Genomic DNA, 20,893 nt, shown 5'->3' on the forward strand with positions numbered 1-20,893 from the left:
TCTGATAATACACTGATATAAAATCAACTTAAAACCTCATAAAATAATGGATTTAAAATGAAAAAAGCGGTAATTGTAGTCGGCATGCATCGAAGTGGCACTTCGGCTATATCAGGCATGCTATCAACTTTAGGCGTTTTTATGGGGAAAAAGCTTTTTTCAGCCCAAAAAGGTGTTAACGAGAAAGGGTTTTATGAAAACGCTGCGATTGTTGATTTAAATGAAAAAGCTTTTGATCTACTTAACTGGACATGGGATGACCCATTAGCTAATTGTTTTGAAAAATTTGACGAAACAGTAGTATCTTCGCTAGAAAAACAGGCATTAGCACTTATAAAAACAGAATATCAAGAACAACCAATATGGGGAATGAAAGATCCTAGAACATCTCTACTACTTCCCTTCTGGATTAAAGTTCTAGCAAAGTCTAATATAGAACCTTGTTTTATTCTCATGATAAGAAAACCAAACGAGGTGGTTGGCTCTTTGAAAAAAAGAGATGAATTTTCAGATTCCAAGTCGTTACTGCTATGGATAAATTATACATTATCTAGTTATTGGCAAGTTAAGAACGAAAAATTTGTTATCGTCTCATTTGATCACTTAATTGGTGCGCCTACAGAAATAATTCAACAATTAAAAACAGAATTTGGCTTGGTTATCGAACATCCAGAAAAACAAGATTTCATAGATCCTAAGATGCAAAACCAAAAGCAGCTCGATAGTGGTAAAAGTGAACTCCACCAACTTGCAAATTCAGTCTACCTAGAATTAACATCTGAACAGCCAGATGAAGCCACTATTGAAAAGCTCACAAAAACATTTAATGAGCTAAAACTAAAAGATAGCTCTGTATTCATTGAGCATATACATTCATTAAAATTAAGTGAAACAAAATATCGGCAATTATTTTATACTGCCTACAAATCCATTTGGTGGAAACTAGCAACGCCATTTCGTAAGTTAGAAAGATTGATAACGAATAATTAGAACTGCTTTGAAACAACAAGTAATTGAGTCACTTAAGTGGCTAGCTATCGGAAAAGTTTTATCACAGGCCTTTCGATGGGGAGCGACCATTTTCACTATGCGTATTCTTTTTCCTGAAGATTACGCCATCATAGCGATTAGTTCATTTTTCATAGAGTTCTTATGGATGTTCAGTACAGGCGGAATATTAACCGCACTTGTTAGACAAAAAGACCTATCTACGCAAGTATTGAAACAATTTACCACCTTCTCATATTTAGCGCATACAGCCCTATTTTTAATTCTATTTTTTATGGCTGAGTTTATTGCTAACATTTATGGCAATGCAAGTTTAGAAAAAGTAATACAACTATCATCGTTAAGTTTTTTAATCTCTTGCATAGGGCTAAATTCAAAAGCGCTTTTGTCACGTGAATTAGACTTTCGATCGATTTCAATTAGTGAGGCAACAGGGGATATTATTTGCTCACTTACCACCCTTTACTTGGCCTATATTGGTTTAGGATTTTGGGCTATTGTCTGGGGGAGTTTGATAAAAGTAATTATTGAGAACATGTTACTTATATTTTTTAGACCTGTTTTTTTCTTTCCTAATTTAATAAATAAAGAAAGTAGTCCACTTGTAAAATTTGCATCTAAAGCTGCATTTTTAGGAACATTAGCACATATTGCCACCAATGCAGATATCGCAATTGCGGGTTTAATTCTATCAGATCATGAACTTGGTATATTTCAGTTTGCTGTTGTATTTGCAATGATGCCAATGTCAAAAATAATGCCAATGATTCGACAAGTTGCATTACCAGCCTATGCAAAGTTACAAGACGAGCCAGCAAAGCTTCGTCAGTATTTCATAAAAAGCCAGAGAATGATGATGCTTGTAATGATCCCCTTATTTTGGGGTATTTCTGCTTGCTCATATACTATAATCCCTATTATTTTTGGAGAGAAATGGTCTGATGCTTGTTTAGTACTAAGTGTCTATTGTTTATCTATTCCACTAAAACTGATATTGGAATTAGTAGGCCCTGTATTTAAAGCGATTGGAGATGTAAGCACCTTAATTACAAACACATTTATTAATATAGTAATCATGTTACCTTCATTTTTAATAGGCAGCTTTTGGGGGCCTGTAGGACTGGCATTAAGTTGGTTAGTTGGGTTTTCATTGGTTTTTATTATTGTATCTAATCGAATATGTACTCGTTTAAATATTTCCACAGCATTATTTTATCGCTCTTTAGCCTTTATAATGACATCGGGTATTGTAATGCTTGTGAGTGTGCTTTTTACAACAGAACTGCTCGAAAACCATATCAATCTGCTTCTATTGTTAGCATGTCAAATTATTGTTGGTGCAATTGCCTACCTTATATCGCTTATACTGCTTGATAAAACAGTATTACAAGAAGCACTTAACATGATGCCCGCAAAATATAGCAAATGGATTTCATAACATGACTTTAACCTTGAAAGGTTTATTTAATAACTCTGCTCAACATGGGCAATCTGAATTATCCAGAATAGATTATTTAGACGGGTGGAGAGGCTTGGCAATATCTTTTGTACTTTTTGCACATTTTATTCCAAACAGTTTTTACAGTGCCAATTATGGGCGACTAGGTGTCGATATATTTTTTGTATTATCTGGCATGTTTATGTCTAAAATTTTATTTGAAAAACGAGTACCACTGACAACATTTTATAAAAGAAGATTTAGCCGTATACTTCCTGTTTTTGTTATTTTCATCAGCGTTTTTTATTTTGCAAGTTATGTATTCTCACTTTCAAATGAGCATGAAAACTTTTTTTATACTTTATTCTTTTTACGAACTTACTTTCCCAGTGATCCTTCTATTATGCACACAGGCATACCAGTAGAGCATTTGTGGTCACTTAATGTAGAAGAGCACTGTTACATATTACTGAGCATTATCACTTTATTTAAAGTTTTTAAAGGCCGTGAATACATTCCTTTACTCATCGTTGGCTTTACAACAATTTCACTTAAATATATCTATGAAATATATCCGGAGACCGCTTCCGCCAATTATGATATTAAAACAGAAATTGTTGCCAGCCATTTATTTATTTCTGCTGGATACTATTTGATCAGGGATAGATTTACAAAATTTGTACCCCCTTGGTTGCCACTGTTAACGTTTGTATTAGCTGTACTTTGCTATTTTGAAGGGGCACCATGGTATTCAACCTGGTTGTTTTCTCCGCTGCTACTAGCTTTTACAGTGAATCATTTAAATAATATCCCTGAATTTTTCAAAAATACTCTTAGATTCAAGCCGTTGAGTTTACTTGGTGTTTGGTCATATTCAATTTATTTATGGCAACAACCTTTCCATTATTATGGCGTAAAATTTGGTGAACTATTCCCGTTTGCAGGTATTGTATTTTTTCTCCCCTTAGCTATTGCTACAGGTATGTTTTCATTTTATTTTATAGAGAACCCAATTAGAACTTACCTAAATAATAGGTTTTAGCTTGAACACAACACATTTACATTAATAAGGTTATTCGCTTTATGATTAAAGTTGGCGTATACAACCCTGATGGGTTACCAGAAAGCTTCAGAGTATGTATTACTAATATTTGTTCCAATTTACAACATTACGATTGCTTACCTGTCATTACCGATGATCTTTCTTTATTAAAAGAATGTGATGTTTTATGGGATCCAAGAGCTGGCGGTGGGCATGGCCCCCATGAGCCTTTAACAGAGCTTAACCGTCCTTTAATCGTTACATTACATGGCATTGGTCCAATGTTGTACCCTGCTTTATATTCTGTAGGCATCCGCCATCGATACAATATAATAAAAGCAAATAGACAGAAGAAACGAGATTGGAAGCGTTTACATAGTAAATGCTCTAAGGTGCTTACTGTGTCAGAATACTCTAAAAATGTTATCTGTAAAAATATCAGTATTCCTAAAGACCTAATAGAAGTTGTTTATAATGGCTTCGATAAAGCTATCTTCAATAAAAATGCCGACAATGATGTAATCATAAATAAAGGCCAGCCTTTTTTCTTTCATATTTCTAATGACGAACCTAGAAAAAATGTTGACCGAATAATCTCTGCCTATGAAAATATTCCGGCTAAAAATAAATGGCCATTAATATTAAAGCTAAGTAGCAAAAGAGCAATAGATGTTGAAGGGATTAAAGTCATCAGCAACAGACTATCTGACGCAGAAGTAGCTAATTATTACCGTTCAGCCGGCGCTTTAGTTTTTCCGTCTATTTATGAAGGCTTTGGCTTACCTATCGTAGAGGCCTTAGCATGTAACTGCCCAGTAATTACCTCACGAAATACCGCCTGTGAGGAAGTGGGGAAAAATGCTATATCCTTAGTTGACCCTTTCTCAGTTAAAGACATTACAGCTACAATGAAAGCCTGTATGGAAGAACCACAACCATTATTAGATGTAGATAAAGTAATACAAGCATATAGCTGGTTATCAGCTGCTGAGCTACATGCAAAGCATTTTCATAATGCTATTCCTCTTAAAAAATAACAAAGGATGTTATAAGCAATGCAACTTTTAACTCGAACCAATATTTGTAATACCATTGCTAATTTTCAATCAAAAAAAATATTATTTGGTTTCTATGTTGCGACCATATTAATTTCATATTACTTTCTAGTTAGTTCTGGAAAGTCCTATACAGTAATATGGTTTAATGACACCATGGCCTTGCTTGATGCCACTTACCGCGTAACACTAGGTCAAATTCCCGGAACAGATTTTTACAGCTCTATTGGTCCATTAAACTTTTACTTATCAGCGGTAGGTTTAAAGCTTGGGTTTGATCCTAGCGTTATATTTGCCATCGAAGGTATTTTAGTACTATTGATCATTTTCTCCGCAGGCTTGTTAGTAATGTACTCTAGATTCTCATTACTGATGATACTGCTACCCAGTATATTTATTTGGTTACTTATTACCGTACCTTTAGGCTCAGGACAAGACGCTAATAACTTCAGCTGGGGAATGTTTTATAATAGACACGGTTGGGCTGGGCTATTTTTCATTCTCTTGTTTTACATTGAACCTAGAGAAATAACAAAAGCATCGAAATGGATAGATAGCTCAATGTTAGCGATCCTTGTGCTGTTTGAACTTTATTGCAAGATAACATACGGCTTAATAGGTTTGGGGTTCATTTTTGCCAACATGCTAGTGTCTAAATATAACCGTTCTGTTTCAATAATATCACTGCTGATAATAGCCTTATCTGTACTAATTATTCACTACGCTATTGATATACATAATGGATACTTAGATAGTATTTTAAGAGCAATAAATTCAAGAGGTGCATACAGAGGCAATATCTATAATGTTATCAACACAATTATTGAGCACTCTCATATTATAAGCGCAGTGCTTTTAGCAATGGTTTACAGTGCTTTTCTAGGGTGCAATAAACTACTTAATTGGCTTTTTGTTATTGGTAGTACTATAGTTTGCATTATTTTATTAGACCAAAACGGCGATATAAAGGGCATTCCCTCTATAATAGCTGTTTTCCTTGTACTCGCTGAATTAATTCGCCGTAATAACCTCTCATCTACCGAGAATAATAAAGCCATGAAAGGTTTCAGCGGTGCGGAGCCTATCTGCATAGTAATCATCATGACTATTCTATTAATAAAGCCCACGGTAAATAGATTATATTCACTGTACGCATACAATATAAAGACTACATCAGTAACGTCATTAACAAGCAACCCTGAAAAAATCACTAACTTTTTAGTACCTACGCCACCCAGGAAGTATCTGTTTACCAACCTTGTAGCTGAAAATGATTTGTCTTCTGATTTACTGAGCGATATAAGAGCATCTGCAAGCGATCAAATACTATCAAGTTATGAGTACTTAATTACCATTAATGACGGCCATAAGCTTCTTAATGAACACATGACTCAAAGAGGGAAGGTATTTGTATTAGATATGGCCAACCCGTTTATATTTACGCTAGGGCTACCCCTCCAAAATCCAGGTTATCCATTTCTATTTAGCTGGCCTTCTGAAACTGTTGATACTATTTTGGACGATGCAACTTATATTATGGAGCCAAGGTTACCTTTCAAATCTAGCTTATCTGTTAGTTATAAAGCTGAATATGAAAACTACCTACATTCAAATTACCGAAGCATTACCAGTTCACTTTATTGGAACCTTTGGATTAAAAAGTTGTAGGTGTAGCTGCTTGTTATCTTAAAATATCGCTATTTATAATATTTAAAAAACTATACCTGCATAATACGATAAATCAAAGTTCATTTGCTGATGGCAATATTTTATTCAGTGAAAAAGCATTATAAAGCTACTGATAATAAAAAGCGCCCAAATTGGGCGCGCAAAAACTATAACGATGAAAGTTTCATTGATTAGTAAAGTTCACTAATATGTTCCTGCTTATAATAACCCCTAACACTGTTGATGATTTTTGAAAGTTGGTCAGGGGTTATACCGTAAAACAAAGGCAACCTAACCAATCTTTCACTATGAGCGGTAGTAATAACATCAGCCCCATAAAACTCACCAAATTCAAGCCCAGCTGGAGCGCTATGTAAAGGCACATAATGAAATACGGCCATAATACCATCAGCCCTTAAATGTGAAATCAGTGCTGTCCGCACTGCTAGCGACTCACATTTAAGATAAAACATATGTCCATTGTTAGTCGCGAAATCAGAGATATTCGGTAATGTAATCAATCCTTTAACCGCCAAATCATCTAACTTTGATGCGTAAACATTCCAACTATTACGCCGGTCATTGTTAATTTCAGACAATTTAAGTAATTGACCATATAAATAGGCGGCTTGTATTTCAGAAGGTAAATAGCTAGAACCAATATCCACCCAACTGTATTTATCAACACTACCACGGAAAAACTGACTTCGATTAGTGCCTTTTTCTCTTATGATTTCAGCTCGGCTTAGCATTTTTGAATCATTAATCAGTAATGCGCCACCTTCACCACCACTGGTGATGTTTTTTGTTTCATGAAAACTAAATGTACCAAAATGACCAATAGTGCCTAAAGGTTTACCGTTATAAAAGCTGTCAATCGCTTGAGCGGCATCTTCAACAACATATAAATTATGTTCTTCAGCTAGTGCCATTATGCTGTCCATATCACAAGCAACACCAGCATAATGAACAGGTACAATCGCTTTTGTTTTGCTATTTATTGCTGCCTTAATACATTCAGGGTCAATATTCATCGTCGCTGCATCCACATCGACAAATATTATTTTTGCTCCTCGCAAAGCAAAGGCATTGGCCGTTGAAACAAAAGTGTAGCTAGGCATAATTACCTCATCGCCTACTTTTAAATCAATTAATATCGCTGCCATTTCCAGTGCGGCTGTACATGACGGCGTTAATAAAGCTTTTTTACATCCCGTAAGTTGTTCTAGTAAGACCTCACATTTCTTTGAAAATGGTCCGTCACCACTCAAAGCTCGAGATGCTATTGCTTCGCTAATATAATCTAATTCATTACCAACAACAGGCGAGTTATTAAAAGGAATCATAATTTACCACCTGAATTATCCTTAATCATGGTTGTCCCTTGTGTATGTATATAACATCTATCATGCCTAGCTGATCGCATATATCTAGATGTATGGAAAGATGATGAGCAGAATCGGCTATCGAATCTAATGATTCTAAGTTGTTTGCATAAATTACGCCAAACAACGTGATATTCTGTTACATTCATTAAAAATCAAATGAATGCTACTCCAAGACAGCAGGCACAATTTGCTACTGTTATATTCAATTTTTAATCCATCATAAATTTGGGTTATTGTATTTTTTAATTATTCTATCTTTAATTTTTTTAGCGGGTACACCGCCAACAACTGTGTAAGGCTCTACGCTTTTAGCAACGACACTCCCTGCGGCGATTATTGCTCCTTCGCCTATAGTAACACCCTGTAAAATGGTAGAATCACCACCAATCCAAACATTATCTTTAACATAAATCGAAGCTGAATTGTCTGCTAAGTTTATATCATTCATTTCATGACCAGCAGCGAAAAAACGTATTGCTGGTCCTAATCGAACATTGTTGCCGATTGAAATTTTTGTTTGTTGTTTATCATGCCATGAAGAAAAAAATTCACAACCTCTATTAATTGAAACGTCATTCCCAATATGTATAGTGGATGGGTAACGAAAATAAACATTTGAATCAATAAAAACACGTTTACCATAATTACCCAGAATTATATTCCAGAATGGAACCCTTAATATTGGTGGCAATATAAAAATAATAATATGAATAATATTGATCACATAGGAATAATGTAGAAAAGCGAAACGCAAAAAATTTTTTTTCATTAGGTTTACACCATATAAATAGATACGCCACAAAACACTAAGAATGCACCTAGTATCTGCATACGTACGACTTTTTCTTTTAAGACATAGTAGGATAAGATTAAGACAATTAGGCCATTTAAACTAGTCATCATATAAACTGTATCCACACTTAGATATTTTAATGCTAAAAAGCTAAAAACAGGTGCAAGGATAAAGCTAATAATCGCAGTTACCAACAATAATAGCCTCTTTTTAATAGCATATTGTTTATACAGTACCACACCGAAAGAAGTAGCTAATACGGCACATAAAGTTAAAAAATAGCCCATCACTTAACTTCCTTCGCCGTTTCCATCAAATATAGACCTGCGAGTATTATAATTAAACCACTGATCTTTTGAATAGTTAACGACGTATCTCCGATAATGACAGCATAAATAAATATTAACGGAAAAAAAATCGCCGTAAGGGGGTAAGTTTTCGATAAATCATAATGTTTATTTAACCATCCCCAAGTTACAAACTTCACTAAGTTAATAAGGAAAACAAGTATAATTATGCTTATGCCTAAAAGGCTAAATAGTTCATATTCGCCAGATGATTGCTTTAAAATAATAGAAGTTAACAATGTGAGAAATACAGTGAATAAGACGCTTAATATTCGCATATTTAATCTGACCAACAACTAACGTCACAATAGTTACCTACAGTATTGACTGTTTTAAAGTAATAATCGTTTAAATACTCACTGACTACACTCGGAATTTCTATTTTCTGAGTACTCGCATTTTCTAATTTTTCAAATGATTCAGGTACAAAACATTTGTCGACATCTAAAAATTCATATGTCATTTGAAGTTGATTTAAATCAGTGGTAATAAGTTCTTTGCATAGAATTAGAATATTATCATTAGAAAAATATTGCTGATAAAGCTTAATATAATTGTCGTATAAGCCCCGGCCAAGATAGTTAAATGGATCGGTAGAAAGTTCAATATCTAATTTTGGAGCTGGTAAAGTGTTTAGAATAGCCTCTTTCATAGTACGACACTCCAAGCCATTATTAACTGAAAAATGGTAATTAGATATTGCACGTTCCGCAGGATTTCTCAGTAACATAATGATTTTTGCATTTGGATACATTGCTACAATTCGCTGTGCAGCTAGTTCTGATTCAATATATGTCGTACTTTTTTCACCGCAAGCGCTAATGTTAGAGTTAATATTACCAAAGTATTTTTGTTCATAATGTTCTTTTTTAGAATCAAATGTTTGTGTTAAAAAATATTTTGGTTCCGGTTTTATTGGTTGTGCCATTGTAATTTGAGGATGTTGTTGTAACATCTGATATAACCAAGTTGTACTACTCCTTTGAGCCCCAACAATGAAAAACTGATTCATTCAATTTCCTCAGAAATATGATAGGCACGATCATGAGATAAGGTTCGCGAAATACGGATGACATATTCACCTAAAACACCTAACAGTAAAATAACAAATCCATTCAAAAATGATAGTAGTGCTATTAAAGTTGTCCAGCCTTGCACGTTGGAACCATAAAAAAATTGTTTTATGATCATAAACATACCCCAGCCAAAACTTAAAATAGCAATAAAAGCGCCGATGGTTGAAAGTAACTTTAGCGGATAAGAAGAATAATTAAATAACAAACGACTCACTAAGAGTAAAATTTTACCGAGAGAATAATTTGACTCACCGTTATCCCGTTTCGCATGCTTAGTTAATGTATTTCCAATCTTACTAGCATGCATTAATAACAATCCTGGAATATAGGGTTCATTAACCCGATACTTAGTTATTCTTTTAGCTAGCGCTTGAGTAAAAATTCGAAAATTTGTTAGTGTAATATTATCGGGCTTATCAAATACTTTCTTGTTTAGCAAGTCTATGATCTTAGTGCCAATTTTTCTATATGACGCATGTTTTTTCTCTTCGAATTTAGCAAAAACCAAATCATACCCTTCTTCAATTTTAGTCACTAACTTTATAATTTCACTAGGCGGGTTTTGTAAATCATCATCCATGGTAATAATGTAATCACCAGATGACTTTTCAATGCCACAAATTACAGCAGTGTGTTGGCCGTAGTTTTTAACTAAGTTGATTGCTTTTACTTCATTAATATTTTTGGCCAGTTCTGAAATAACTTTCCAGCTGTCATCAGGGCTACCATCATTTACAAGTATTAACTCGTAGTCATCTGTTATTTTACTAACATGAGTGATTATTTCTTCAACAGTTTTTTCAACAAAATGTTCACTTTTATAAACGGGAATAACTATAGATAACTTCAAAACTAACACCTTATTTTAACTGTATTTTATTATTTACTAAACCTAAAGAGCATTGGCCATAGTTTTTATAACCATGGTGTTGCCTATCATTATTAATTACTCTCTACCCATTCTAATTGAAGGCTATTTATTAATAGACATTATTTATAATTCAGCTTATAAACTGCTTTAGCATTATCAATCACTAAAAATAAAACGGTATAACATACTATATTGTTTCCTAAAACCCCTTCCAAGCCTATTCTATTTATTGATAAATCTGTGTTGTAATAAGCTTCCTTTACTTAAATTGAAGTAATTCGTTTAGTTTTTTGTAGTAACGTAAGCATAAAAGATGGGCACCACTTAAAAAACAGGCCTTGCGACTTTAGCTTTGAATCATTATCTAATTCAGCAGCAAGTAATAGTGCATCTCCTCCTAACCTGAAGTCGCCATTAAAAATAAAGGCCTCGGCATAGCGTAAGTGAATATTTTTTTCTACTTGCTGATAGTCCACTTCTTTACTTTGCGAATAAGATTTTGCAAATGGCCTAATCTTAGCTAAACAAACTAGTTCTGCTTTATACATTTTAGCTTCATTAGATGAATAATTATTTTCATGAAATATATGTATGGCTAGATACTCTTCGACAAAGTCGACTTCACAAACTAACGACATTTTAAGCCAAGCTAACCAGTCATCTACCCCCATAAGCTCAATGTCTTTGTCAAACGCTTCTATTTCTAGCAGCAATGTTCTACGGGCTATAGCGGTACAACTCACTATCTCATTTTTCTTTGTCAACGATGCGTAAATATTCCCACGATATGTATCAAAGAATGGAAGCTCTACCTGCCGGTCTTCTGATATATGATCTTCAATAGCACCACAATAAACCAAGCCAACCTTTGGGTTATCAAATAAAACAACTTGCTTAGTAAGTTTTTCTGGGAGCCAAAAATCATCTTGATCACAAAAAGCAATAAATTCACCTTTTGCGTTTGCTATACCAAATTGCCTAGCACACGCCACGCCACCATTGTCTTTATGCAGTATTACAATACGGCTGTCTTTTTGCGCTATTTTATCAAAAAAGTCGGTTGTAGCATCTGGACTTCCATCATTAATTATCAATAATTCAAAGTTCTGAAAACTTTGATGCAAAAGACTATCAATGGTTTTTTCTATGTATTTTTCTCCTTTATAAAAAGGAACAACAATAGAAATTAACGTTTGAGACATAAACTTTCCTAATCAATCAGATGACTATTTCTTTAACAACAGACATATTAAATGTTTGCGCATGCTTACAGTTATAATTAAAAACCAAGAAAACACAAACAGTGTTACAGAGATAACACCCGCATAAAGAATAAGTTCGAACCATGTCAATGGTTCAACATTTTTTAAAATTTCTTGGCCAATTAATACTAGCGCTATATATATTATGGACAATGTTAAAAACTTAATTACGGGTATAGTAATTGAAAAATCATTATATCGTTTCAACAGTATGGCATGCAAAATTACTTCACTAATAAAAAAGCTTATCGCTGTGGCAATAGCAATTCCTGTTAACCCCCAGTTTTGGGCAAAAGTTATCGATAATACAATATTCAACAGTGCACCAAATAAACTAACGACAGAGATGAGTTGATGGTTCGCTTGGGCAAGTAGTAAGGAACTCACTGGGCGTGATACGGACTTACATATGTATGCAAAGCCAAGGATACCAGCCAAATAACCGTATTGAGCATATTCAGCCCCAATCCATAAATAGATAAAGTCTTCGGCCAATATTGCTAATGGAGTATAAAGTAATATCACAACAAAAAAATTTATGTCTAGTACTTGTTTAAATATATCGTCTATCAAACTATTTCTTGCGACTAATCGATTTAGCATTGGAGCAAACACATCTACAATAGCAACAATCAAACTCTCTATTTGATTCACTAAATTGTTTATTACTCCATATAATGCGACATATTTCAGGCCTAATATATGACTGATCACTATTGGGTCTGAACGCCTTAAGACAGTATCAGCGATACCCGCCGCTACAAGGTGTTTAGAATATGAAAATAGATATTTTATTTCTAGAAATGATACAAAATTAAATGAGAATTCAAATCGTTTATTAAGCTTTTTCGCGTAATATATTTTTAAGCTATGTGCAATTATGTCGGCGGTAATTGTGGCGATCGCTGCGCCATAAATATTTAAATCAACAATCAGAAAAAAAACTAATACTGACTTTATTAACGTATTAAGCAAACTTATATTAGCGTCTATATCCATTCTTAGGTAAGCACAAAAAAAACCGTGATAACTATTCATGATAAAGTCTAATAACACTTTAAGTGCCAATATTGACAATGCTATAGCAGCACTTGATTGGTTAATATCATTTATACCTAATATCTCAGGTACAAACGCTAAAATAAACACACAACCTGCAGCAATAAGACCCAAAGCCCCAAACAAAACCACCGAGACTGAAAAGACTACATTGATACGATGGTTATCTGCATTTTCTAATGCTATCGCGATTTCACGCTTTACCGCTGAGGAAAACCCTAGTTCAATAAAGTTAAACCAGCCTAAGGTCGAAATGATTAAAAGCCATAGACCATAGCTTTCATTACCCAGATGCTTTATTAGATAGGGGGTCATCGCCAACGATATCATCGTCAACGATAAAACCTCTATAACCCTGAAAAATGAACTCTTTAATAATTTATCTTTCATATTTATTGCAGCTAAAAGGCAAAAGATTGAAAAGTTTAATTATATTGATCAATTAAACGTATCCAAAAACTGTTCGCTTGTATTTTCCCAAGTGTAACTTTCTACAGACTTAAGAATACCTCCACTAGACCAAGCTTCGTTCATCAGGCTCCTTATTCCCTGATAGATTGTATCAGGCTGATAATCTTCAAGCAGTATACCGTTAATATCATTTTTAATAACTTCTGGTATCCCCCCCACGCTAGTTGCTACCACGGGTGTACCTGTAGCAAGTGCTTCCATAATAACATTAGGCACTCCTTCTCTATAACTCGGTAATATGAGTGCGTGAGACTTTGCAAACCACTGATTGAGTTGTTCGTGCGGAATAGCACCTATTATTTTGACTGTATTTTGCAGTTCGTTTTGTTCTATATAAGCCGCTAACTTAGCTTTTTCTGGCCCTTTGCCAATTAACGATAATTCAAAATCTACGTTTTTATCTTTTAATAATTTGGCTGCGGCTAATAATTCAAACACACCCTTGGTAGAAATTAGATTGCCAATAAACAAGAATTTAAGCTTTGAACTATCAGGCTTTTTCTCAATGCTAAAACGCTCAAAATTAACGCCATTATAAATTGTTTTTACTTTAGCACTAGGCGCTATTTCAAGCACTTTGGCGGCAAGGGCGTTACTTTTAGTGGCTACTGTTGTGGCATGTTTAAAGGCAAAGGCGAGTTGTTTTTTTCTTCTGGGGCAAAGGCTGTGTACATTAACGTCACTGCCTAAGCAATCAATGGTTAATTTAAAACCAAATATTTTTTTTAAAATTGCTGCAGTCACACCTTCAGGATAAGCCCAGCTAGCTAAAACATATTTATGTTTAGCAAACCAAAGTAATGGCTTTATGCTGATAATGATTGAAATCAGCATAAACAAGGGATTCAGCGAACGGCCAATGCCTGGAATGTAGAAAAATGGAAATAAACAAATATTTTTCTGCGAGTAATATTCGCGGCCAATGAGTACTTTTTTAAACCAGGTTACAAAAGAAACAGGGATTAAATATGACAAGCTTGCTTGTGCTTCCATATGTGATGTTTGTTGTAGGTTAAACTGCCCTCTTGTTTTTTCCCAAGGCAATGGATATAAATTTGAGAAAAATAGGATCTGCTTTTTCATGCTTTATACCCATAATATTGTTGATAGGTCTTGGCAATATCATCAATTGAAAAGTGACTCGCCACGTATTTTTGCCCCAACCTTCCTTTTTCAGATAAAATATTTTTATTGGCGTAAATAAATTCAAGATGCTGGCCTAGCTGCGATATATTGCCTGTGTCATATAAAAAGCCACCTTCGCTTGCTGTAACAATGTCTGGTATTGCCCCTACACGTGAACTAATGCAAGGCACACCGCTAGCCATAGCTTCTAAGAGCACCATGGGTAAACCTTCAGTTTCAGAACTAATAATTAAGCAATCAAGTTCAGGATAAATCTTACTTTCATCAATAACATTATTCATAAACATGACATGATTCGTTAAGCCTGTTGTTTGAACTAGAGCTTCTAACATCTGCCTTTGTGGTCCGTCACCATATATTTTTAACGTTAGTTTTTCGCTAAGTCCATAATCACTGATGCATTGAATTACATCTTCAATTTTCTTCAATGGGATTAAACGTGACACCGTGCCAATAACTAGCTTCTCTTGATTATTGGTTTGAATTTTTACGTTTGAAATAGCCACACCATTTTTAATGACAATAATTTTTTCTACCGGCCAGTTAAAAAGTGCCTTGGCTTTTAGTTTTGTTTGTTCGGATACCGCAAAGGTATAATTGACATAGCAACGAGCGATGATATGAGATACTTTGATACCTTTTAAATTTGGCGCAACTTCACCATGAATGGTATAAATAACTTGCTTGTGCATCAACAAGGGGGAAATAAATAAGAAGGCTCTAATAACCGCTGGGGAATGAATATGTATTACATCAAATTGCCTTATCAGCTTTGATAATTGATATTGTTTTTTAAGAAAACCAACAACAATATTATAAATTTTTATCTTTGAGCATTTTAACGCTTGCTGAAAATCATCTGTTTCATCACCAAATGATAAAATAGATACATTTTGCCCATTCGCTTGCTGTGAAAGCGATAAGTTTTTTACTAGTTTTTCTGCTCCGCCAACTTTTAAGCTGCTGACACAATGAAGTATTTTCATTTTTATTGCTGTCACTTCTTTTCAAGGATCAGTATATTTTAGCGTAACCTAAGGTGTTTTTTAGTGTACTAATGGACGTTGAAGGTTCGATAGAAAAGCGCCTTAAATCATATTTATTTGCTTCAATGTTTACATTTATGCCAGGCTGAAAATTAAACGCTATATCATAGCCACAGTTTGCTAAAGCGGTAGTAACTTGTTCATTGTAAGTCCCCTGACTACCAACAGGATAGGAAAAAGAGTTAACTTTATAGGCTAAGTGTTTTTCTATGAGCATTTTAGAATGCGTTAACTCAAATATTATGTCTTCTTGAGTGAGGTTTGCTAATATTTCATGATTATGTGAATGCGCGCCAACATCCATTCCGTGTTCGATCATTTCAGCTAAATCTTCCCAAGCCATAAATTCTTGTGTTGGTATCTCACCATCTATTGGGAACAAAGTCTCCAATTCATTTAATTGCTCTTCAATAGGTACTTGACTAACTTTTGCAGCCGCTAACATGCTGCGGACAAATTCACGTTCATCACCATTATATGTGACGGCTTCATTCCAACTAGATAATTTAAGTGTTTTAAATTTATTTTTCTTATAGTTGTAGGCAATTCGATCCCACCAAGGTAATTTTTTATCACCAATTAAGCTTGTCGCGATAAAAAAACATGCGGGTACATTATGACGCTTTAAAATTGGAAAGGCTTCGGTGTAATTATCTTTGTAGCCATCATCAAAAGTAATGATTAAATATTTGCCATGAATTTTTTCAGGATGTTTTTTTACAAGTTCAACCGCTTCTGCAATAGAAATTATGTCAAATTCTTGTTTAAAGAAAACTATAAACTCATCTAATTGCTTTGGATTACATGAAAAAACACAAGGGTCAAAACGTGTTTCCTTCCAATCACCAATTCTGTGAAAATTAAAGCTATATATACCATCAGAAATATTTGCCCATCTAATAGCATCGACTCCAATATAGCGTTCAAGCCTTCTCAATACCTTTGTAAGCATTAAAGCTGACTCCTTTTAAAGTCTGGCTTAGGTATTATAAAATCACGATAGTCATTAGGGTTACCTTTTTTACAATCTTCTGCAGCTTTAATGATATTGTACATTTCGCGTGAACTTACATAATGTAAAAAGTAGTTTTTTCCGTCATTATATTTTTCATTCAAATGCTGATGCATTTCATTAATAGGCTGCCCTAATAATGTTTCCATAGAAGCTTCTTGAGTGCCATGCGTATGCACTTTTATAAAAATCCAATCGGGTCTGTTATCAATATGGATTGCTTGATCAACCCACATATCAACTCTTTCTTTACTCGGAGGAAGGGTATTTCTAACATCTGATTGTTCTATTTTTGGAATTACACCAAACTTTCTATTTTTCCAATTTAATTTGAGCACACCTTGGACGATCATTAAATCTCCCCATGTACTGCCACCTTTTTTAACTTTTCGGCCTGTATTGTATGATTTTGGCTTTAATGGATCATCTTTCGCGTAATAAATACAATTTACCATCGCAGGTTGCGTGGTATCTGGCGAAGGGAAAGTATAGTCGGCGTAACATCCCGTTTCTTTTAATATAATAAGTTCGTCATTAACCCCACACCAATGCCCATGTGCATGCGAATTATCTAGCGCCCAATTGCCGTGAATAAAAGCATAAGTAGGCTTGCCTGTTTCTGGATCTAAACTTAATGCTCCGTGGTCTTTGTACAACAGTTCCGCAAAATTAGTTAAAGTTGTTCTAAGATTATCACTAGTATCATTTTCATGATGAAGGTGAATTTCGATTTCACCAAACCCTCTAGCACATAAGTCCGAAAGCTTATCTAAGTGCTCTTTTCTGTACTCTTCCTCAGGGAAGAAAAATGAATGTTTAGGATGGTATCCATCCGCGTCCGTATATCTTGCCGCCATTATTGGATAGTCTGTCATCCAACGGTCCACTCTTTCGCGCTCAAGGTTTATATTGTCTTTATTCATCCATTGAGGCTCGTAATGGTCGACAAAACAAAACATGATGTGCTTAGGCCCATCAAACTTTTTATTTGGAAATAAACCTTGTTTTACATAAGTTGGTAGCCATGTTTGCATCTCTTTTTTGCGAACAACGAAGATAAAAGCTCCAACAATAAAGAGTGATAAAAGCAACGCTATGATCATCTGGATGTACTCTCCCAAGTAGCGGATAGGTTTTTATTTAAAAATTTAAGAAACCCTCTTAGTAGAGAGAAGTTCATTGAAACAAAAAAGGCAATAAGCTGTAGCAGTTTAATATGTATTCCATTACCTGATTTTATTTTCAAACCTACAATAGCTAATAAATAAAAAGTAATCTGTAAAAGTAATGCATAAAGATACAGTTCATGATCTACCGCTAGTATTAAATTACAAATAAAAGCCAGCACCATAAAATGTGGCACAAACCACCTTAGTACTTTATGGCTTAAATAGGAGAAAAAGCGATAGCCTTGTAACGGGTTTAATAACCAACCAAGTCTCATCATTGCTTGATAATTCCCTGCACCAATTCTTACTCTTCTAGACGATTCTTCGGCAAGGTCTGGTGCTATTTCTTCGATAGCTTTTGCTTCTGGGGCATATAAAACTGTATAACCTTGTTGTGCGATATTCATCACAATACAAAAGTCATCAATAATGGTATTAGTTGGTAATGGTATGTAGGTTTCTGTTCTGATCGCGTAAATTGCACCATTTGCACCTAACAATGCATTTAGCCTTGATTCATGAAATTTTAAAGCTTGTTCATATTTCCAATATAGATTGTCTTTATTATCACCGGAAAATGGGTCAATTAGATGTAGCTCTCCACAAACAGCACCTATTTTTTCAGTTTCAAAATGTGAAACTAAATGTTGTATAGCATCAGTATTAAACATTGTGTTTGCATCAGAAAAAATAGTAAAAGGTGACTCAACTTTGGTCATTAAATCATTTAAAACATTTATTTTTCCGCGGTTCTGTTCAAAACAATGAATACTTAAGTTTGGGTGGTCAAATGTATTTAAAACATCATTAGTTTGATCGGTACTGCCATCAGAACCAATTAAAAATGTAATTTTTTCCTTCGGGTAATCTAAGGCTAGTAAGTTATTAATACGATCTTCAATACATTTTTCTTCATTGTAAGCCGCAATGATAATGGTCACTTCTGGTAATGAAGTAAATTTAGTTCTACGTTCTGCTTTATTGAAAACGAAAGCTGTGTCCTTGCACACTTGAATAACGCCACTGATGATAATTAAAAGCAGTGGATACAAAATATAAGTATATAAAATGATAAATATTGAAAGGACAAATAATAACTCTATTGTATTCATTATTTGTTAAGCCTCGCGGTAGCTGGAACACCTAAAGCGGTACAGTTACTTGGCACATCTTTAACTACAACAGCGTTAGCACCAATTTTTACGTTATCACCAATAATTACTTTACCAATAACCTTAGCACCAGCACCAATAAATACATCATTACCCAATTCAGGCGACAAACCTTTTTCGGCACCTATAACAACACCACTTTCAATGGTAATATTCCGCCCCATTTTAACACTTGAGTTAATAACAACACCTACGGGATGCATAAGGACAAAACCTGCACCTGCAGATGACTTCACACCTATGGTACAACCATTATAAATCCGATTTATGTGCTGAAAAATCAACGCTAATGGAGACAATATTTTGTGCTTACTACAACTACTGGCTAATCGATAAAAGATGTTTGCACTTGTACCATCGGTAAAAAGCATTCTTAAAACAGATAAGTTTGAACCGTCGTCTAAAAATATTTCACGTTTTCTTTTAAAGTCGAGCTTAATCAGTGTCAAAATACTCATTATCGACCCTTGCCAAATAACACAATTTCAACAGTGCGGATTAAAATCAATAAATCCAACATAAAGCTGCGATGTTTAATGTAATACAAATCGTATTTTAGCTTTTCTAAAGAGTCTTTTTCTGTGGCACCATATGGGTACTTAAGTTGAGCCCAGCCGGTTAAACCAGGTTTAACATTATGGCGTTCGTTATAATAAGGAATGTTTTTGATTAATTGCTGAACAAATTCTGGACGCTCAGGTCGAGGGCCAACAAAACCCATATCACCCATCATTACATTATAAATTTGTGGTAATTCGTCAATGCGATATTTTCGAATAGCTTTGCCAATTCGAGTTGTTCTATCATCATCTTTCGAAGCCATTTGCGCGCCATTTTTTTCTGCGTCGATTCGCATACTTCTAAATTTAACAATATTAAAAGCTTGACCGTCTAAACCGACACGTTCTTGAGAATAGAAAATAGGCGCTTTGATGCCATCTTCAAGTTTAATTAAAAGCGCGGTAATAAGCATTACGGGCCAAGTAAATAGAAATAAGAAAAAGCCCATAGTGGCATTAAAAATCCAGTCTAGGGTGTTACGTAGATGGTTAGCAGATGCAAAGCCATTAGAATATATAACCCAACTTGGATAAATTAAGTTAACTGCAATTTGCCCGGTTTCACGTTCTATAAAGTCGAGAATTTCAGTTATTTCAACTCCCCTGATTTTACAGGCAAAGAGCTCATCTACAGGTAGGTTTTCTCGACGTTCGTCATTGGCGACAACAATTTCATCAATTTGATGCTCTAAGGCGTAATTTACTAATGAACTGTCTAAGTTGATTCTATTTTCATTAACAATGCCATGGTCAGCATCGCCATTCATAACAACAAAACCATGCATAAAAAAACCTTGGCGGTCAACATCGCGACGCATACGCTTTTCTATAATTGAAGCACGCTCGCCGGCGCCTAGCACTAGGATATTTCGCTTATTAAAACCGAAAAAGTCGATTTGCAGGGTAAAATACCGAACACCACTCACTATAAATAAACTTATTAAAGATGCCGTAGCAAGCAATTCAATTGCTAATGCGCCTTTACCATAGAATGGGTTAAGCAAAGAAACAATAAAAAACCCGATAGCTACCGACACCAGTAATCGTCTGAACACTCCGCGCAAGTTTTCTCTTAGCTTTGAGTCATAAAGCCCCATTGCCAAGCAAGATAGCTGTACAATTAACGCAAAAACGACCGCGTGGATAAACAAAATATTGATCGCGATGTCTTGCGTTTTATGAGCAACAAAATGAAATAATCCATTAAAGTACAAGCTAAGCATAAGTGCGCCAGCAAAACAGACAAATTCGATTAATACTAAAGACTTACTACCCGCAGATAAATCACGAAATTTAGGGCTAGACATAAG

19 protein-coding genes are annotated in these 20,893 nt (G+C 34.6%); 5 read left to right on the forward strand and 14 right to left on the reverse strand.

Annotated features, from left to right (window positions below):
* Positions 1 to 57: 57 nt before the first annotated feature.
* From H4J38_RS09835 to H4J38_RS09855, 5 genes are read left to right on the forward strand one after another with little or no spacing between them, the layout of a single operon-like run.
* Positions 58 to 990: a sulfotransferase family protein gene (locus tag H4J38_RS09835; protein ID WP_182131620.1), complete on the forward strand. Its 933-nt coding sequence runs from the start codon at positions 58 to 60 to the stop codon at positions 988 to 990.
* Between the two features lie 7 nt (positions 991 to 997).
* A complete protein-coding gene (locus H4J38_RS09840) occupies positions 998 to 2,446 on the forward strand; it encodes a lipopolysaccharide biosynthesis protein (protein ID WP_182131621.1) in 1,449 nt (482 codons plus the stop codon).
* 1 nt (position 2,447) lies between these two features.
* A complete protein-coding gene (locus tag H4J38_RS09845) occupies positions 2,448 to 3,488 on the forward strand; it encodes an acyltransferase (RefSeq protein WP_182131622.1) in 1,041 nt (346 codons plus the stop codon).
* 41 nt (positions 3,489 to 3,529) lie between these two features.
* On the forward strand, positions 3,530 to 4,525 hold the full coding sequence (locus H4J38_RS09850) for a glycosyltransferase family 1 protein (RefSeq protein WP_182131623.1): 996 nt from the start codon (positions 3,530 to 3,532) through the stop codon (positions 4,523 to 4,525).
* Between the two features lie 18 nt (positions 4,526 to 4,543).
* Positions 4,544 to 6,211 (forward strand): hypothetical protein, encoded by a 1,668-nt coding sequence (locus H4J38_RS09855; RefSeq protein ID WP_182131624.1) that lies wholly within the window; start codon positions 4,544 to 4,546, stop codon positions 6,209 to 6,211.
* Between the two features lie 191 nt (positions 6,212 to 6,402).
* On the opposite strand, the gene rffA is transcribed toward H4J38_RS09855, so the two are convergent.
* The 14 genes from rffA to H4J38_RS09925 all read right to left on the reverse strand — a co-directional run bounded on the left by rffA (position 6,403) and on the right by H4J38_RS09925 (position 20,890).
* Positions 6,403 to 7,557 carry a dTDP-4-amino-4,6-dideoxygalactose transaminase gene (gene rffA, locus H4J38_RS09860; RefSeq protein ID WP_182131625.1) on the reverse strand — a complete coding sequence of 385 codons (1,155 nt, stop codon included), beginning with the start codon at positions 7,555 to 7,557 and terminating at the stop codon, positions 6,403 to 6,405.
* Between the two features lie 259 nt (positions 7,558 to 7,816).
* Positions 7,817 to 8,368, reverse strand: coding sequence for a DapH/DapD/GlmU-related protein (locus tag H4J38_RS17215; RefSeq protein ID WP_182131626.1), 552 nt, complete (start codon positions 8,366 to 8,368; stop codon positions 7,817 to 7,819).
* Between the two features lie 5 nt (positions 8,369 to 8,373).
* On the reverse strand, positions 8,374 to 8,679 hold the full coding sequence (locus H4J38_RS09870) for an EamA family transporter (protein ID WP_220465502.1): 306 nt from the start codon (positions 8,677 to 8,679) through the stop codon (positions 8,374 to 8,376).
* Positions 8,680 to 9,019: 340 nt separating this feature from the next.
* Positions 9,020 to 9,751, reverse strand: a complete 732-nt coding sequence (locus tag H4J38_RS09875) for a sulfotransferase (protein WP_182131628.1) — start codon at positions 9,749 to 9,751, stop codon at positions 9,020 to 9,022.
* Complete coding sequence (locus H4J38_RS09880; protein WP_182131629.1) at positions 9,748 to 10,665, reverse strand: glycosyltransferase family 2 protein; 918 nt, start codon at positions 10,663 to 10,665, stop codon at positions 9,748 to 9,750. Before H4J38_RS09880 ends, H4J38_RS09875 begins: the two co-directional genes overlap by 4 nt.
* A gap of 284 nt (positions 10,666 to 10,949) precedes the next feature.
* Positions 10,950 to 11,888, reverse strand: coding sequence for a glycosyltransferase (locus tag H4J38_RS09885; protein ID WP_182131630.1), 939 nt, complete (start codon positions 11,886 to 11,888; stop codon positions 10,950 to 10,952).
* A 24-nt stretch (positions 11,889 to 11,912) separates the two neighbouring features.
* Positions 11,913 to 13,397 (reverse strand): oligosaccharide flippase family protein, encoded by a 1,485-nt coding sequence (locus tag H4J38_RS09890; protein ID WP_182131631.1) that lies wholly within the window; start codon positions 13,395 to 13,397, stop codon positions 11,913 to 11,915.
* A 48-nt stretch (positions 13,398 to 13,445) separates the two neighbouring features.
* Positions 13,446 to 14,561 carry a glycosyltransferase gene (locus H4J38_RS09895; RefSeq protein WP_182131632.1) on the reverse strand — a complete coding sequence of 372 codons (1,116 nt, stop codon included), beginning with the start codon at positions 14,559 to 14,561 and terminating at the stop codon, positions 13,446 to 13,448.
* Positions 14,558 to 15,610, reverse strand: a complete 1,053-nt coding sequence (locus H4J38_RS09900; RefSeq protein WP_182131633.1) for a glycosyltransferase family 4 protein — start codon at positions 15,608 to 15,610, stop codon at positions 14,558 to 14,560. Before H4J38_RS09900 ends, H4J38_RS09895 begins: the two co-directional genes overlap by 4 nt.
* A gap of 28 nt (positions 15,611 to 15,638) precedes the next feature.
* Positions 15,639 to 16,622 (reverse strand): polysaccharide deacetylase family protein, encoded by a 984-nt coding sequence (locus tag H4J38_RS09905; RefSeq protein WP_182131634.1) that lies wholly within the window; start codon positions 16,620 to 16,622, stop codon positions 15,639 to 15,641.
* Complete coding sequence (locus H4J38_RS09910; protein ID WP_182131635.1) at positions 16,622 to 17,785, reverse strand: hypothetical protein; 1,164 nt, start codon at positions 17,783 to 17,785, stop codon at positions 16,622 to 16,624. Before H4J38_RS09910 ends, H4J38_RS09905 begins: the two co-directional genes overlap by 1 nt.
* Positions 17,782 to 18,963, reverse strand: a complete 1,182-nt coding sequence (locus H4J38_RS09915; protein WP_182131636.1) for a glycosyltransferase family 2 protein — start codon at positions 18,961 to 18,963, stop codon at positions 17,782 to 17,784. Before H4J38_RS09915 ends, H4J38_RS09910 begins: the two co-directional genes overlap by 4 nt.
* Positions 18,963 to 19,481, reverse strand: coding sequence for a serine O-acetyltransferase (locus H4J38_RS09920; protein ID WP_220465503.1), 519 nt, complete (start codon positions 19,479 to 19,481; stop codon positions 18,963 to 18,965). Before H4J38_RS09920 ends, H4J38_RS09915 begins: the two co-directional genes overlap by 1 nt.
* Positions 19,481 to 20,890 carry a TIGR03013 family XrtA/PEP-CTERM system glycosyltransferase gene (locus tag H4J38_RS09925; protein ID WP_182131637.1) on the reverse strand — a complete coding sequence of 470 codons (1,410 nt, stop codon included), beginning with the start codon at positions 20,888 to 20,890 and terminating at the stop codon, positions 19,481 to 19,483. Before H4J38_RS09925 ends, H4J38_RS09920 begins: the two co-directional genes overlap by 1 nt.
* Between the last annotated feature and the right edge of the window lie 3 nt (positions 20,891 to 20,893).

The sequence above is a fragment of the Colwellia sp. BRX10-3 genome (assembly GCF_014077505.1).
Taxonomy (GTDB): Bacteria; Pseudomonadota; Gammaproteobacteria; order Enterobacterales; family Alteromonadaceae; genus Cognaticolwellia.

What these genes read in the sequence shown, in the direction of transcription:
- H4J38_RS09835 (WP_182131620.1), top strand. Translation starts at nt 58, where the DNA reads ATGAAAAAAGCGGTAATTGTAGTCGGCATGCATCGAAGTGGCACTTCG.
- H4J38_RS09845 (WP_182131622.1), top strand. Translation starts at nt 2,448, where the DNA reads ATGACTTTAACCTTGAAAGGTTTATTTAATAACTCTGCTCAACATGGG.
- H4J38_RS09850 (WP_182131623.1), top strand. Translation starts at nt 3,530, where the DNA reads ATGATTAAAGTTGGCGTATACAACCCTGATGGGTTACCAGAAAGCTTC.
- H4J38_RS09855 (WP_182131624.1), top strand. Translation starts at nt 4,544, where the DNA reads ATGCAACTTTTAACTCGAACCAATATTTGTAATACCATTGCTAATTTT.
- rffA (WP_182131625.1), bottom strand. Translation starts at nt 7,557, where the DNA reads ATGATTCCTTTTAATAACTCGCCTGTTGTTGGTAATGAATTAGATTAT.
- H4J38_RS17215 (WP_182131626.1), bottom strand. Translation starts at nt 8,368, where the DNA reads ATGAAAAAAAATTTTTTGCGTTTCGCTTTTCTACATTATTCCTATGTG.
- H4J38_RS09870 (WP_220465502.1), bottom strand. Translation starts at nt 8,679, where the DNA reads ATGGGCTATTTTTTAACTTTATGTGCCGTATTAGCTACTTCTTTCGGT.
- H4J38_RS09875 (WP_182131628.1), bottom strand. Translation starts at nt 9,751, where the DNA reads ATGAATCAGTTTTTCATTGTTGGGGCTCAAAGGAGTAGTACAACTTGG.
- H4J38_RS09885 (WP_182131630.1), bottom strand. Translation starts at nt 11,888, where the DNA reads ATGTCTCAAACGTTAATTTCTATTGTTGTTCCTTTTTATAAAGGAGAA.
- H4J38_RS09890 (WP_182131631.1), bottom strand. Translation starts at nt 13,397, where the DNA reads ATGAAAGATAAATTATTAAAGAGTTCATTTTTCAGGGTTATAGAGGTT.
- H4J38_RS09895 (WP_182131632.1), bottom strand. Translation starts at nt 14,561, where the DNA reads ATGAAAAAGCAGATCCTATTTTTCTCAAATTTATATCCATTGCCTTGG.
- H4J38_RS09900 (WP_182131633.1), bottom strand. Translation starts at nt 15,610, where the DNA reads ATGAAAATACTTCATTGTGTCAGCAGCTTAAAAGTTGGCGGAGCAGAA.
- H4J38_RS09905 (WP_182131634.1), bottom strand. Translation starts at nt 16,622, where the DNA reads ATGCTTACAAAGGTATTGAGAAGGCTTGAACGCTATATTGGAGTCGAT.
- H4J38_RS09910 (WP_182131635.1), bottom strand. Translation starts at nt 17,785, where the DNA reads ATGATCATAGCGTTGCTTTTATCACTCTTTATTGTTGGAGCTTTTATC.
- H4J38_RS09915 (WP_182131636.1), bottom strand. Translation starts at nt 18,963, where the DNA reads ATGAATACAATAGAGTTATTATTTGTCCTTTCAATATTTATCATTTTA.
- H4J38_RS09920 (WP_220465503.1), bottom strand. Translation starts at nt 19,481, where the DNA reads ATGAGTATTTTGACACTGATTAAGCTCGACTTTAAAAGAAAACGTGAA.
- H4J38_RS09925 (WP_182131637.1), bottom strand. Translation starts at nt 20,890, where the DNA reads ATGTCTAGCCCTAAATTTCGTGATTTATCTGCGGGTAGTAAGTCTTTA.